The following is a 14,740-nucleotide window of genomic DNA, read 5'->3' as shown; positions in this document are numbered from 1 at the left end:
TCGGTTCGCTCGACTTGCATGTATTAGGCACGCCGCCAGCGTTCATCCTGAGCCAGGATCAAACTCTCCAATAAAGTTTGTCTAGCATCATAAATAAAAATTGACGTTTCACGTTGTTTGTTTCGTTCAGTTTTCAAAGAACTTATCCGCCGCTCAATTGCGACTTCCTCATGTTAACATCTTTGTTTTTTGATGTCAACTTCATTTTTCATTTCTTTTTTGTCTACTTTCTGCTCTTGTGCAGCAGCGACGTTCATTAATATAGCATGCTCATTATAGATGGTCAACACTTTTTATAAAAAAATTCACATCCCAATAAAACACCTAGATGTCTTTGATAATCCAAAAATTCAGAAATTTATGTTATATTATAAACTATAGGAAGGTGAAAGGGATGAGCATAAAATACTCAAATAAAATCAATAAGATTAGAACTTTTGCATTAAGTTTAGTATTTATTGGACTTTTCATTGCATACTTAGGGGTCTTCTTCCGAGAAAACATTCTTATTATGACAATTTTTATGATGGTCGGTTTTTTTGCTGTCATCGCTAGTACTGTTGTTTATTTTTGGATTGGTATGCTATCAACAAAAACCGTTCAAGTTATTTGTCCATCTTGTAACAAACCAACAAAAATACTCGGGCGAGTTGATGCTTGCATGCATTGTAATCAGCCACTCACACTTGATCGACAGTTAGAAGGAAAAGAGTTTGATGAAAAATACAACCGAAAGGGTTACAAAGTTTAACAAGAAACCTATATTTACTTTCAATAAAAAAGAGCTGACTTAAAGCGTCAGCTCCTTAATTAATTGTATTACTTATTACAGTCCTGACAAACACCGTAAATTTCTAAACGGTGACTATTGATTACAAAACCCGTTGCTTTCGCAGCTTCGTTCTCAATCTCCTCTAGACCTGTATACGGAAAATCAACAATTTTACCACAGTTTTCACAAATAACGTGATAATGCTGACTGGTAACGTAATCAAATCTACTAGAAGCATCACCATAGGTAAGCTCTTTTACAAGCCCCACTTCCTTAAACACGCGCAAGTTATTATAAACTGTTGCAACACTCATATTTGGAAACTTACCTTCTAACGCTTTATAAATCTCATCCGCTGTTGGATGCATCATAGATTCCACAAGGTACTCTAAAATAGCATGACGCTGTGGAGTAATGCGTACACCCGTATTTTTCAACATTTCCAGCGCTTCTTTTAATTCTTCTTTGACCACCGTCATGCACCCCGATTCTATACGGATTATCATTTTATAATTCTTATAAAGAGTGTACTCCTTTTCTTTCCACTCGTCAACATTTCTACTATAACTATGTATTTTATTCTTAAACTTGTTCCAAATTTAATAAACTGTACAAACATAGTTAACGTGGGTGTCAACAACAATCCCACTTCAAAGATATCAAAAAAACAAAAAGGTTAGTTGGAGAATATATACTTCCCCTTCATAAAGTGTCACTTTATTTTATTTTTAGGTGATCTGGCTTCTTTTTATACACTTACACGAAAAAAGTGCGAGAAAAACTCGCACATGAAAAACTATCATCTGAGGAGGTATGCCCTACACTGTTAACATATGAAAAATTCCCAAAAGTGTATGGTCATATGCCTTACAATATTTCACTAATTATTTTATTCTGTGTAAATTTCTATTTGTACATACTGTCTCGTTTACTTTAGAGGCCCATTATAAATTTTCTTTAACAAATTCCAACGCTTCTTCTACATGCCCCTTAACTTTAACCTTTCTCCATTCTTTCACTAACTGTCCTTCTTTATCGACTATAAATGTGGATCTTTCAATTCCCATGTACTCTTTTCCGAAGTTTTTCTTAAGCTTCCACACATCATACATTTCTGCAACTGCGTGATCTTCATCAGCTAACAACAAAAACGGCAAACTATATTTTTCGGTAAATTTCTCATGTCGCTGCAAAGAGTCTGTGCTTATCCCTAAAATTACACACTCTAACTCCCCAAAAGTTACATGGTGATCACGAAAATCACACGCCTCAGTTGTACAACCTGGTGTCATATCTTTCGGATAAAAATAAATGACAATGTGTTTCCCTCGAAAATCAGATAATTTTACTTGTTCTCCATTACTTGCTTCTAACGTGAAATCCGGTGCCATTTCTCCTACTGCAACCATGCAAAATCACTCCTTCTCTTTTGCTTCCACTATATCAAATATCCTATTACTTTTCATTTTCCATAACTGTCCGCACAACAAATGCAAATGGCATCGTATATCCAATTAGCGCTTCTACAATCGCAATCCAACGGCCAATTCCAATCGGCGTTACATCGCCATATCCGACTGATAACAATGTAATTGCACTAAAATATAAACATATTTCTACAAGAGCAAATGAGTGATTCACCACTAATTTGCCGTCTTCTTTCAATACCGAAAATCCACTTTCTTCTAATACAACATAACTAAGCGCAAATGCAATGAGTACCGTTGTATAAATAAGAAATAACGAAATCAGATTATACAAAGAGAAAAAACGGTTTGATTCTCCTGCCGAACTCCATAGCAATTGTATACTTCGTAATACAGCAATCGCAGCAATTAATAAAATCATCACCCACAACATGTCCTCCACCTCATTTTATTTCTATGAGGACAAAAGGTGATTTATCCCATATGAACCCTCTTAGTCTAAAGATATAGACTAATTTCCCGCACCGCGATATCGCTTTACTCCTAAATTCCAAATAAAAAACCCAATTGAAATACAAATAACCCCAACAATCGGTGTTACAAATGCATAGGAGTTCCATTCTGTTTTTCCTAAAAAGTAAGATGCCGGATATACACCAACAAAAGCAAACGGTAATATAAACGTTAAAACAAAACGAATGACGCGATTATAAATATTAACAGGATAACGTCCGTAGTTTCCGATGTTATACATGAGCGGCATAATCGAACTTCTTGCATCTGACCAAAAGCCAATACTTGCAAGCGTTACGAAAATCCCACCATACACGAATGCACCGCCTAGTACCATCAATAGAAATAGAAAAACATCATACCAATGAAATGTTAATTGAAGCTGAAGTGCAGCATATCCCATTACGCCAAAACCGGTTATTGCACCAATGAGAGACTCCAATTCCATTCGTTCTAAAATTACTTGGAATAAACTATGAATAGGGCGTGTTAAAATGCGGTCCATTTCCCCTTTTACGATATAACGATCATTAAAATCCCATATATTAAAGAATGAAGAGAAAATCGCAAACGGAACTAGGAAAAAACCATAAATAAAGATCACTTCTTCCCTGTTCCACCCTTTTAACGCTTGTGTATGTCCAAATACAACAAGAATAAAAATTAAGTTTACTGCCTGCAGCAATAAATCGGATAGTAAACCAACAATAAAATCCCCACGATATTCTAGCTTCGTTTTTATATATTGACTTGCATATTGTAAAAACAACTTAAAATATAACATTCTCTCATCATCCCCCTTGTACAATCAGCCGTTTTCTTGCTGTTTTCCACATCATAACAATTGGAATAATGAGCAGCACTGCCCATGTTATTTGAAATAATAAAGCTTTATAAATCGCCTCACCTTTTATTCCTTCCGAGAAAATCATACTCGGAATATAACTAATTGCTTGAAACGGCAGAAATGTCATTACTTTTTGCGCCCATAACGGATAGAAGCTAATCGGAAGTAATAATCCTGAAAACAAATCAATCACAACGCGTTTTGCATACATAATTCCATTATTATTAAATAAAAAGAACGTTAACATCCCTGTCATTAAGTTAATTTGTGTATTAATGATAAAACTAAATAATAATGATAGGAAAAAGTACAACCACGTTTGAACATTTGTTGACATTTGCAGTGAAAATAATAATGTAACAATGACCATACCTGGGATAGAGAAGAAAGCAAATCGGAAAATCCCTTCTCCTAATCCTTGCATTACTTTCATACCTAAATAGTTATAGGGACGAATTAACTCAACCGCAACCCGTCCTTCTTTAATTTCCATCGCAATCTCCCGATCAATATTATTAAAATAAAATGCACGGGCCATCCAGGCAATTGCAATGTATGTTGTCATTTGTGTAACAGATAAACTTTCGATATTTTCTTTTCCGCTATAGATGGCTTGCCATAAAAAGTAATATGCTCCGATATTAATTGTATAAATGATAATACCGCTATAATAATTTGTTCGATACGCAAGCATCATTAGAAAACGAACGCGAATCATTTCAATATACTTACCCATGAATCATGCCCTCTTCATAAATATTACGAATAATTTCTTCTGTAGATACTTCATTAATTTTTAAGTCTTTAATTGCAAAAGATTGGACAACTTTTGAGATAAGAGTCGAAATTATGACTTCTTCATTTGGGATCTTGGCAATCCATGTATGTTGTTCTTTTCCTTGTGCCCAAACTACATCATTATCAGGCATTAACATCGCAAGTTGCTGATAAGAAACTGAGGTTACAAATTGAAAATGAATTTCTTTTTCTGCTCCCCATTGCGCGCGTAGCTTGTCTAAAGAACCGTCATACATTATTTTCCCTTCATCTAGCATGACAACACGATCACAAAGCGCTTCAATGTCTGTAATGTCATGTGTCGTTAGTAAAATTGTTGTTTTATAACGTTCATTCATTTCTTTTAGAAAGTCACGAATTTTTAATTTCACAAGAACATCAAGACCAATTGTTGGTTCATCTAAAAATAATAGCGGTGGATTATGAATTAAAGCTGCCGCTAATTCACAGCGCATTCGTTGTCCGAGCGATAACTTCCGAACGGGCTTATCCAATAACGGACCAATATCTAACGTTTCAATTACATGTTCCATATGTTCTTTATATTGTGCATCAGATACACCATATACTTTTTTTAACAACCGAAATGATTCTTGCACAGCAATATCCCACCAAAGCTGCGAACGTTGACCAAACACAACACCAATTGTTTTCACAAATTCTTCCCTTTGTTTGTGAGGATTCATGCCATTCACAGTAATGTGTCCAGCAGTAGGTGTCAAAATACCTGTTAGCATTTTAATAGTAGTGGATTTACCAGCACCATTTTCTCCAATATATCCAACCATCTCGCCTTGCTTTACAGTAAACGAAATATCATTTACTGCTGGGACAATTTTATAATTACGATTTAATAAATCGCGAAACGCTCCTTTTAATCCTGAGCGGCTTGAATACGATGTAAATTCTTTTCGTAAATCTTTTACCTCAATAACCGTCTCCATTCCGATTCTCCTTTCTACCTTCCACTCTAGTAAACAGTATCTTTCCTGGCGATATGCCCAACTATATATTTTTTGATATATAAATCGCGCAACCTGACCCACTCGCTTTCTCCCTTTGTTTTAAACTTGGCATATGAAAGGAAAAGAAACCGACCACTTCTATCCATGGCCAGATGCTCTCGTCCCTCTAAAAAAGGGTTTTTATATAATTATCAATGCAATAGTGAAAGTTTCTATTTCGCACAACGAATAGTTTACCCAACCGTAGCAACTTGTACAAACAATACGCCTTTCTCAAAAACGTGTTAAAATAATACATAGATTTTTGTAAGGAGATGAATTTTCATGAAGTTCACAAAGTCAGAAGAACTACATAAAGAAGCTTTAGAACATATCGTTGGTGGTGTAAACAGTCCTTCTCGCTCTTTTAAAGCAGTTGGCGGCGGTTCACCAGTTGCAATGGAGCGCGGTAAAGGTGCTTACTTTTGGGACGTGGACGGCAACAAATATATTGATTATTTAGCAGCATACGGACCGATTATTACGGGTCATGCTCATCCACATGTAACAGAAGCGATTAAAGTCGCTGCCGAAAATGGTGTGTTATACGGAACACCAACAGCTTTGGAAGTAAAATTTGCAAAAATGCTAAAAGAAGCTATGCCAGCGATGGATAAAGTACGTTTTGTAAACTCAGGAACAGAAGCTGTTATGACAACAATCCGTGTCGCTCGCGCTTATACAGGACGCACAAAAATCATGAAATTTGCTGGTTGCTACCATGGACATTCGGACTTAGTTCTTGTAGCAGCAGGCTCTGGTCCTTCTACACTTGGTACTCCTGATTCTGCCGGTGTACCGCAAAGTATTGCACAAGAAGTAATTACAGTTCCTTTTAATAATGTAGATACATTAAAAGAAGCTTTAGATAAATGGGGACATGAAATTGCCGCGATTCTTGTAGAACCAATTGTTGGAAACTTCGGTATTGTTGAACCAAAACCAGGATTCCTTGAAAAAGTAAATGAACTTGTTCATGCAGCAGGTGCATTAGTTATTTATGATGAGGTTATTACAGCTTTCCGCTTTATGTATGGCGGCGCTCAAGATTTACTTGGAGTAACACCAGACTTAACGGCACTTGGCAAAATAATCGGCGGTGGTCTTCCAATCGGTGCTTACGGCGGGAAAAAAGAAATTATGGAGCAAGTTGCACCACTTGGTCCTGCTTATCAAGCTGGTACAATGGCCGGAAACCCAGCTTCTATGACTGCTGGTATCGCGTGCTTAGAGGTACTTAAGCAAGAAGGTGTATATGAAAAACTAGATGAACTTGGAGCAATGCTTGAAAAAGGCATTCTAGAACAAGCTACTACACATAATATCGATATTACAGTTAATCGTCTAAAAGGTGCTTTAACAGTATACTTTACAAAAGATAAGATCGAAGACTACGATGCTGCACAAAATACAGATGGTGAAATGTTCGGTAAGTTCTTCAAACTAATGCTTCATGAAGGAATTAACTTAGCACCATCTAAATATGAGGCTTGGTTCTTAACTACAGAACATACAAAAGAAGACATTGCGTACACAATTGAAGCCGTTGGCAGAGCATTTGCTGCCTTATAATAAAACAAAAAAACAGAGCTCACCCTCTGTTTTTTTATTTTTACTATTTCATAAATTGCACATCAATAGTATAATTATTCATAATTATCTACCTTTAATCAGAAATAAAGATTTATCCCGCTTCTTTTTGGCAGTAAGCTCCTACCTCAATATTCAAGAAACGTGAAAACACACGCAAGGGATAACAGCCAAAAGTTTCATTGTTATTATTATAAATATTAGGTGTCGTACACCTTCAATATTTCGATTATTCTGAATTAAAAAAGGAGGATTGACGAATGCCAGGTACAACAAATAAATGGACACCATCTCTATTTCAAAATTATGCAAATGCCGAACATGATGCTTGTGGAATCGTTTCCGTAATGGAGAAACAAAACATTCCGACGAAAAAAAACATTGATCTTTGCATACAATCTCTTGTAAAAATGAATCACCGCGCTGGATTTATTAATAACGAAGGCGATGGAATCGGAATTCATATTGATCTTCCGAAAACACTTTGGAAAGAAAAATTACGGAAAAACGGTTATAATCCAACATTAGTGAACCACCCTCACTTTATCGTTGGCCATTTTTTTCTACATCAAAAACAAGATACAAACGCCTTACAAAATGATATCCGTTCTTTACTACAAAGAGAAAGTTTAGCGATTATATTTGAAACTAGCGCCGTAACCAACTCTGATGCCCTTGGACCTCTTGGCAAACAAGAAGAACCGCTATTTTGGCAAATTGCCGTTATTCCAGAAAAACAACATGAAAAGATTGATCAATTATTATTCTCGCTAACGATTGAAATCGAAAAGAATGAAGCAATTCATATTGCGTCATTCAGTCCAGATTATGTTGTTTATAAGGTGCTCGGAGCTGGTGATACACTTGTATCCTATTATGATGACCTGCGTCATCCACTCATCGCATCTACAATGACACTTGGCCATAACCGTTATTCCACTAATACATTATCTAATTTTTTTCGCGTTCAACCATTTAGTATCCTTGGACATAATGGTGAAATTAATACAATCTCTAAACTGCGAGATCAAGCAGAAATGATTGATGTGCCGCTTACAAATGGTGGCAGTGACTCACAAGACTTAAACAGGACGCTAGAAACACTTCTTACCCATTATAACTACAGCTTATTCGAAGCAATGGACATATTATTTCCACCAATTGTTAATGAAATTAAATTATACAAACCGCATATGCAAGATTTATATACGTATATACGTGAAGCATGGGGACATTTCGCTCAAGGGCCGGCAGGAATTATTTCACGCCATAAAGATGAGGCTGTTTTTAGCGTAGACTCCCTTGGGTTACGCCCCGTTTGGAAAGTAGAAACAGAAAGCTCTTATATTTTTTCCTCTGAACCAGGTGTTATTTCTCCGGCTGAATATGTCGCAGAACCAAAATCACTTGCTCCAGGGGAAAAAATAGGACTAAAGCGAAACGCAGAAGGCGATCTTATTTTATACGAATACGACGCATACCAAAAAGAAGTATATGCACGTATGAAACAACGAATTGAATGTATCAACTATCGTTATCATCTACAAGCTCCGCCAACAGATGCATTAGATGACCTAGTTTCAATTACAGAAGTAAAAACAGAGCAATACGCAGCTTTCGGTTGGGACCGCGAACATATTCAGCTTCTCGAACAAATGGCTGAGAAAGGAGCTGAACCAATTCGTTCCCTTGGGCACGACGCCCCTCTTGCAGCACTCGATATAGGAAGACGAAACATTGCTGATTTTATAAAGGAAAGCGTTGCTGTTGTAACAAACCCTGCAATTGATCGCGACCGAGAAGTAGAGCACTTTTCTACACGTACAATTGTAGGGAAAAGGCCAAATCTGCACGCATCAAACGAACAACCATTTATTGTAGAACTCCCAAGCCCAGTTGTCTTAGAAGGAGCATCTGGACAACAAGCTGCCGGGCAGCTAGACACAGTATCTTATGAACAACTCATCCGTATGTTTGCTCTGCACAGCACTGTTTATAAATTATCTGGAACGTTTACAGAGGATGAAACTTTAGGTGCGGCACTGAATCGCCTTGGAGCAGAAGCTGCACTTGCAATAAAAAAAGGGACATCGCTTCTTATCATTGATGATGCAAAAGCTCATCAAAACGGCCAATTATGGATTGATCCGCACTTACTTACAGCAAAAATCCATCAAGAGCTCGTGAAGCATAAACTCCGCCGTGATTGTGCAATTGTCGTACGTTCCGCGGCGCTTCGTTCCCTGCACGACATTGTAACTTTATATGGTTTAGGAGCAGATGTTATCAATCCATACCTTACATTTGCAACAGTAAACGATGGAACAAAAACGTCTCTTCTCAATTTATATAACGCATTGAATAAAGGCATTGAAAAAGTGATTTCAACACTTGGAATTCATGAATTACGCGGCTATGGTCGCCTCTTCTCTTCCATAGGTCTACACGAAGAAATTGCACAACTATTGGATATTACAAATTTCCTTGGATCCGGTGCGTTGGATTTTTCGCTACAAGCACTAGCAGAAGATGCAAAAGTCCGGGCAATCGATTATACAAATGAAAAAACAAACATACGAAAAACGTTTCATCTATTCCCGCGCATTTGGAAAGCGATTGGAGATATTGCAAAAGGAAATGCATACGATGACTACCGTGAAAAACTGGATGAATTAGAAGCAAAAAATCCAACGGCAATTCGTCACCTAATAAAAATAAAAGAAACAGATGATAAAACGCCCATTGAAAAAGTTTCAATTGCAGTAAAAAATCATAGTCTCCCATTTATTATTAGTTCGATGTCATTTGGCTCACAAAATGAAATTGCCTTCCGTGCTTACGCCGAGGCTGCTAACCGATTAAATATGATTAGTTTAAACGGCGAAGGCGGCGAAATTAAAGATATGATTGGTAAATATCCACATACACGCGGGCAACAGATCGCATCAGGGCGTTTTGGTGTCAACGCTGAGCTTCTGAATTCATCTAATTTAATTGAAATTAAAATTGGGCAAGGAGCAAAGCCAGGAGAAGGCGGACATTTACCAGGTTCAAAAGTAACGGCAAAAATTGCAGAAGCGCGAAATGCAACAATTGGTTCGGATTTAATCTCACCTTCCAATAATCATGACATTTATTCAATTGAAGATTTAGCACAAATTATTACTGAAATTAAAACTGCCAACCAACACGCAAAAGTAGCTGTTAAAGTTCCCGTTGTCCCTAATATCGGAACCATTGCAGTAGGCATCGCCAAAGCTGGTGCTGATTTTATTAATATTAGTGGTTTCGATGGTGGGACAGGTGCTGCACGTATTCATGCCCTGCAACACGTTGGTCTTCCTGTTGAAATTGGTGTAAAAGCTGCTCATAACGCCTTGTTAGAAGCAGGAATGAGGCATCGTGTAGAAATTTGGGCTGACGGCGGCATCCGCAGTGCTGCAGATGCATTAAAAATTATGCTACTTGGCGCAAACCGCATCGGCTTCGGAACACTGTCTATGATTGCGATTGGTTGTACAACATGCCGCGGCTGTCATTTAGATACTTGTCATGTCGGGATTGCAACGCAAATTGAATCTGAAGCACAAGCGAAAGAACATGGCCTGCGCCGCTTCGTGCCGCGAGATTTTGAAAGTGCTGTAGAAGGATTGTTACATTTATTCACAGCTTTTGGCACAGAACTAAAACGATTAACAGCGCAGCTTGGTTATAGCAACTTACAAGAAATCGTCGGTCGTTCTGATCTATTAGAACAAACACATGGCCAGCATTTACTAAATTTACATTACTTATTACAAACATTAGAAGATGTAACATACACTGCCCTGCAAACAGCAACACCTCAAGAATACAGCAATGCTCATTATTCTATTACATCTAAAGAACTTATTCGTGTTGGTGTCGATCAACGTGTGATGGGCGGTATGGAATCTTGCTATCGTATTCGCAGTAAACTGTATGAAAATGGTGTATTAGATCCAATCACATTAAAATATACAAACGGTTCTGTTCCTGGAAATGGACTAGGCGCCTATAATAGTGAGAACCTCTTTATTCATGTCAACGGCGGTGCACAAGACGGTATTGGAAAAACAGCTTTTGGCGGTGGTATTTATATTACGAAAACAAAAGGAAAAGATGGCAAATACTATAACGGTTCTGTTGGAAAAGGATTCGGATACGGTGCACAAAAAGGAGCATTATATGTACAAGGAAATGCTGACGCTAGAGCAGGCATTCGTCTCTCAGGAGCTGATATGATTATTGGCGGAAGAATGACAAAACCAATCCCGAAAGAAGAACATGGAAATATTGGTGTTCATGCTAATATAAAAGGATTTGCTTTTGAATATATGACAAACGGTCGCGCGCTCGTCCTCGGTGACCCTGGCCCATGGATTTGTGCTGGAATGACGGGCGGAGTTGTCTACTTACGTCATCATCCTGATTTTGGATTAACAGAACAATCATTAAAACGACGAATTGCAAAAGGAGCGAATGTTACTCTTCGCCCACTCAGCAAAACAGGAGAATCTGATGTGAAGGAGTTATTATTAGATTACCTTCGTATATTAAATGAGCATGAACAATACAAAGAGGTTGCTCTTCTCTCACTTTTGTTATCCAATCTAAATTCTCATTTCTACGAAGTAATTCCAACAAAAGAGCAAGCCGATCCATCTGTTTCAACAGAGTAAAGCGAAAGGTTAACAGCTTTCTTATTGACGACTTTTCATTCTCATAGTACTCTATAACAAATCGAAAAAACCTGCTGAAATTCAGCAGGTTTTTTCATTAAAATACTACTTGCTAACATAAGTTAATGAATGTATAGTATCATATTGTACATTTATTCTGACGAGGAAGAAAGGATATAAAAAAGAGTATGAAACTTGGTGCTCGCGTTTTAAAAACGGGTATTGCCATTACATTAGCTTTATTTACATGTGTTCTGCTTGAATTACCAAGCCCTGTATTTGCGGGAATCTCAGCAATTTTTGCTGTACAACCTTCTGTGTACCGCTCATATTTAACAGCTTTAGAACAAATTCAAGCAAATGTAATGGGAGCAATTTTTGCCATTGTCTTTGTGTTTGCTTTTGGAAGTAATCCTCTTACTATTGGATTAACGTGCATATTAGTTATTGCACTTGCTTTAAAACTACATCTAGAAAATACCATTTCTATTGCGCTCGTAACGGTTATTGCGATTATGGAATATCAAGGAGCAAATTTCTTTGATTTTGCCCTATTACGATTTGCAACAATTATGGTTGGAATTATTGCGGCATCTCTCGTAAACTTAGTATTTATGCCGCCAAAATACGAAACAAAACTCTACCATAAAATCGTAGATAACACAGAAGAAATTGTAAAATGGATTCGAATGAGCAGTAGGCAAGCATCTGATTTCACAACATTGAAAACAGATATTGATCGTATGAAAGAAAAAATGATTCGTCTCAATCATTACTATTTGTTGTATAAAGAAGAAAGAAGTTATACAAAAAAAGTACAAGTTGCTAAAATTCGTAAACTAGTCCTATTTAGACAAATGTTAGCAACAACAAGCCGCGCTTTAAGTACATTAAAGGCGCTCCATCGAACAGAGAACGAGTTACGATATATGCCAGAATCATTTCAAGAATCGATTCAAAATGAGCTTGATTCATTAACTCATTATCATGAGCAAGTATTACTCAAATTTATCGGGAAAGCAAAGAAACAACAATCTGTTGAAATTCTTGACGAAGTTTCTATTGGGAAACAACAACTAATTGATATATTTATGAACTATCAAAATAAAGATGATGAAGAGAGCTATCGAATATGGCTTCACCTGTTTCCTCTCGTTTCAGCTATTATTAATTATAGCGAGGAAGTAGAACATTTAGATTTACTTGTAGACAGTTTCTATACGTATCATAACCCAGAGAACGAACTACAAATTCATGAAAAACGAGAAGATGAATAAAAAACGACCCTTTCCTATTACGAAGGGGTCGTTTCTTTTATATGTTGAATTTGATATAAATTATAATAATAACCGCGCTTTTGCATTAATTGCTGATGCGAACCCTTTTCTTTTATTTCACCATCTTCTAAGTAAATGATTGTATCTACGTGTGTAATTGTCGATAATCGATGCGCAATAATAATTGTAGTTCGATCAGCAGCTAACGTTTGCAGCGCTTCTTGAATATAGCGTTCATTTTCTAAATCCAGTGCAGATGTAGCTTCATCTAAAATGAGCAACGACGGGTTTTTTAAAAATACACGCGCAATTGCGATGCGTTGTCTCTGCCCACCAGACAATTTCACACCTCTTTCCCCGACCACCGTTTCATATCTATCAGGCAACCTCATAATAAAATCATGAATATGTGCAGCTTTAGCTGCTTCTACCATCTCTTCTTCTGTTGCCTCGGGTCTTCCATATAAAATATTAGCTCCAACTGTATCGCTAAATAAAATGTTGTCTTGCAAAACAAGACCAATATGACTGCGTAAATTCCGCACATTATAATTTCTAACATCAATTTCATCTAAACAAATCGCTCCGCTAGAAACGTCATAAAAGCGAGGAATTAAACTGGCAAGCGAAGACTTCCCACCCCCGCTTAAACCGACAAGTGCCACTTTTTCACCCGGTGAAATAGATAAAGAAATATTTCGGAGCACATCTTGTTCATGGTCATTATAGCGAAATGAAACATTTTCAAATATAACTTCACCTCGAAGCGACTTCTTTGTAATCGCATTTGGACGATCTACAATATCGTACTCTTCATCTAGTAATTCAAAAACACGGTCCATGGAAGCGAAAGCTTGTGTAAGTGTTGTCGAAGAGTTCACAAGGCGGCGAAGCGGACTATATAAACTATCCATATATCCAACAAAAGCGACCATTGTGCCAAGTGTTAACGATCCATGAATAACTTCATAAGCAGAAAAAGCAATTACGAGTAAAGGTCCAAGATCCGTTAATGTGTTTACAGTAGAAAATGTCCTTGCTGTCCAGCTTGTATGTGATAATGCCTTCGTTAAAAATTCGCTGTTCTTCCCTTGAAATTGCTCTTTTTCATATTCCTCTAATGCAAAACTCCGCGTCACTTGCATACCTTGAATACGCTCATGTAAATATCCTTGCATCGTTGCTAGTGCTTGCGAACGCTCGCGCGTTAATGTTCGAAGACGACTGAAAAAATATTTGACTGCAACTATATAAACAGGAAGTACGAGTAAAGAAACAAGCGTTAATTTCAGATTCATCGAAAACATAACCGCAATTGCAATAAAAACCGTTGCTGTATCAAGCCACACATTCATTAAGCCAGTAATAACGAAGTCCTTCGTCTGCTCAACATCATTGATAACACGAGAAATAATTTCACCTGTCTTTGTATTAGAGTAATACCGTAAGCTTAATTTTTGTAAGTGCGCAAAAATATGTTTTCTCAAATCATACAACACTGCATTTCCAATACGCTGCGCAAAGTATTGACGATAATATTCAATTGGAGGACGTAATACTGCAAAAATAAACAATGCAATCCCAATGGCCACAAATAATTGAGATGTTTTCTGTTCTAGTGAACTTCCGCCTTGAATAATATCATCAATAATATACTTTAATAGCCACGGCATAATAAGCGGAATCCCAAATTTAATAAGACCTATAACAATAGTGATTGTAATGAGCCACCGATACGGTTTTACAAATTGTAGATACCGTTTTATTCCTTTCATGCCACTCCCCCCATCATGTTAAAAGGACAAAACCTGC

General features: G+C 37.1%; 11 protein-coding genes and 1 rRNA gene. 4 read left to right on the top strand and 8 right to left on the bottom strand.

The annotated features are described in order from the left end of the window. Positions 1-74, bottom strand: a 16S ribosomal RNA gene (locus PLX19_RS12760); the annotation flags it as partial. 320 nt (positions 75-394) lie between these two features. On the opposite strand from PLX19_RS12760, the gene PLX19_RS12755 reads away from it, so the two are divergent. Next, the gene (locus tag PLX19_RS12755) at positions 395-751 is read left to right on the top strand and encodes a YgzB family protein (protein WP_272189011.1); all 357 of its coding nucleotides are present in this window, start codon (positions 395-397) and stop codon (positions 749-751) included. 68 nt (positions 752-819) lie between these two features. Here the strand turns inward: PLX19_RS12755 and perR are convergent, their stop codons facing one another. The 6 genes from perR to PLX19_RS12725 all read right to left on the bottom strand — a co-directional run bounded on the left by perR (position 820) and on the right by PLX19_RS12725 (position 5,301). Further along, a complete protein-coding gene (gene perR / locus PLX19_RS12750; RefSeq protein WP_272189010.1) occupies positions 820-1,245 on the bottom strand; it encodes a peroxide-responsive transcriptional repressor PerR in 426 nt (141 codons plus the stop codon). Between the two features lie 471 nt (positions 1,246-1,716). Further along, positions 1,717-2,181 carry a thioredoxin-dependent thiol peroxidase gene (gene bcp, locus PLX19_RS12745; RefSeq protein ID WP_272189008.1) on the bottom strand — a complete coding sequence of 155 codons (465 nt, stop codon included), beginning with the start codon at positions 2,179-2,181 and terminating at the stop codon, positions 1,717-1,719. 46 nt (positions 2,182-2,227) lie between these two features. Continuing rightward, positions 2,228-2,632: a potassium channel family protein gene (locus PLX19_RS12740; protein WP_272189007.1), complete on the bottom strand. Its 405-nt coding sequence runs from the start codon at positions 2,630-2,632 to the stop codon at positions 2,228-2,230. A 78-nt stretch (positions 2,633-2,710) separates the two neighbouring features. Beyond that, the gene (locus PLX19_RS12735) at positions 2,711-3,496 is read right to left on the bottom strand and encodes an ABC transporter permease (protein WP_272189006.1); all 786 of its coding nucleotides are present in this window, start codon (positions 3,494-3,496) and stop codon (positions 2,711-2,713) included. A gap of 7 nt (positions 3,497-3,503) precedes the next feature. After that, the gene (locus tag PLX19_RS12730; protein ID WP_272189005.1) at positions 3,504-4,295 is read right to left on the bottom strand and encodes an ABC transporter permease; all 792 of its coding nucleotides are present in this window, start codon (positions 4,293-4,295) and stop codon (positions 3,504-3,506) included. Then, positions 4,288-5,301: an ABC transporter ATP-binding protein gene (locus tag PLX19_RS12725; protein WP_272189003.1), complete on the bottom strand. Its 1,014-nt coding sequence runs from the start codon at positions 5,299-5,301 to the stop codon at positions 4,288-4,290. The genes PLX19_RS12730 and PLX19_RS12725 overlap by 8 nt, the downstream gene beginning before the upstream one ends. 345 nt (positions 5,302-5,646) lie before the next feature. On the opposite strand from PLX19_RS12725, the gene PLX19_RS12720 reads away from it, so the two are divergent. From PLX19_RS12720 to PLX19_RS12710, 3 genes are all read left to right on the top strand, one after another. Continuing rightward, positions 5,647-6,933, top strand: coding sequence for a glutamate-1-semialdehyde 2,1-aminomutase (locus PLX19_RS12720; protein ID WP_272189002.1), 1,287 nt, complete (start codon positions 5,647-5,649; stop codon positions 6,931-6,933). A gap of 278 nt (positions 6,934-7,211) precedes the next feature. Next, positions 7,212-11,651 carry a glutamate synthase-related protein gene (locus PLX19_RS12715; RefSeq protein WP_272189001.1) on the top strand — a complete coding sequence of 1,480 codons (4,440 nt, stop codon included), beginning with the start codon at positions 7,212-7,214 and terminating at the stop codon, positions 11,649-11,651. 188 nt (positions 11,652-11,839) lie between these two features. Next, entirely contained in the window at positions 11,840-12,928 is a 1,089-nt protein-coding gene (locus PLX19_RS12710; protein ID WP_272189000.1) for an FUSC family protein, read from the top strand. Positions 12,929-12,945: 17 nt separating this feature from the next. On the opposite strand, the gene PLX19_RS12705 is transcribed toward PLX19_RS12710, so the two are convergent. Beyond that, complete coding sequence (locus tag PLX19_RS12705; protein ID WP_272188999.1) at positions 12,946-14,703, bottom strand: ABC transporter ATP-binding protein; 1,758 nt, start codon at positions 14,701-14,703, stop codon at positions 12,946-12,948. Positions 14,704-14,740: the final 37 nt, after the last annotated feature.

This window comes from Bacillus sp. BP-3, assembly GCF_028401955.1.
GTDB lineage: Bacteria > Bacillota > Bacilli > Bacillales > Bacillaceae_G > Bacillus_A.
Note: the sequence above shows the minus strand (reverse complement) of the source record. Positions and strands in the feature narration are given on the sequence as shown.

What these genes read in the sequence shown, in the direction of transcription:
- PLX19_RS12755 (WP_272189011.1), top strand. Translation starts at nt 395, where the DNA reads ATGAGCATAAAATACTCAAATAAAATCAATAAGATTAGAACTTTTGCA.
- bcp (WP_272189008.1), bottom strand. Translation starts at nt 2,181, where the DNA reads ATGGTTGCAGTAGGAGAAATGGCACCGGATTTCACGTTAGAAGCAAGT.
- PLX19_RS12740 (WP_272189007.1), bottom strand. Translation starts at nt 2,632, where the DNA reads ATGTTGTGGGTGATGATTTTATTAATTGCTGCGATTGCTGTATTACGA.
- PLX19_RS12735 (WP_272189006.1), bottom strand. Translation starts at nt 3,496, where the DNA reads ATGTTATATTTTAAGTTGTTTTTACAATATGCAAGTCAATATATAAAA.
- PLX19_RS12730 (WP_272189005.1), bottom strand. Translation starts at nt 4,295, where the DNA reads ATGGGTAAGTATATTGAAATGATTCGCGTTCGTTTTCTAATGATGCTT.
- PLX19_RS12725 (WP_272189003.1), bottom strand. Translation starts at nt 5,301, where the DNA reads ATGGAGACGGTTATTGAGGTAAAAGATTTACGAAAAGAATTTACATCG.
- PLX19_RS12720 (WP_272189002.1), top strand. Translation starts at nt 5,647, where the DNA reads ATGAAGTTCACAAAGTCAGAAGAACTACATAAAGAAGCTTTAGAACAT.
- PLX19_RS12715 (WP_272189001.1), top strand. Translation starts at nt 7,212, where the DNA reads ATGCCAGGTACAACAAATAAATGGACACCATCTCTATTTCAAAATTAT.
- PLX19_RS12710 (WP_272189000.1), top strand. Translation starts at nt 11,840, where the DNA reads ATGAAACTTGGTGCTCGCGTTTTAAAAACGGGTATTGCCATTACATTA.
- PLX19_RS12705 (WP_272188999.1), bottom strand. Translation starts at nt 14,703, where the DNA reads ATGAAAGGAATAAAACGGTATCTACAATTTGTAAAACCGTATCGGTGG.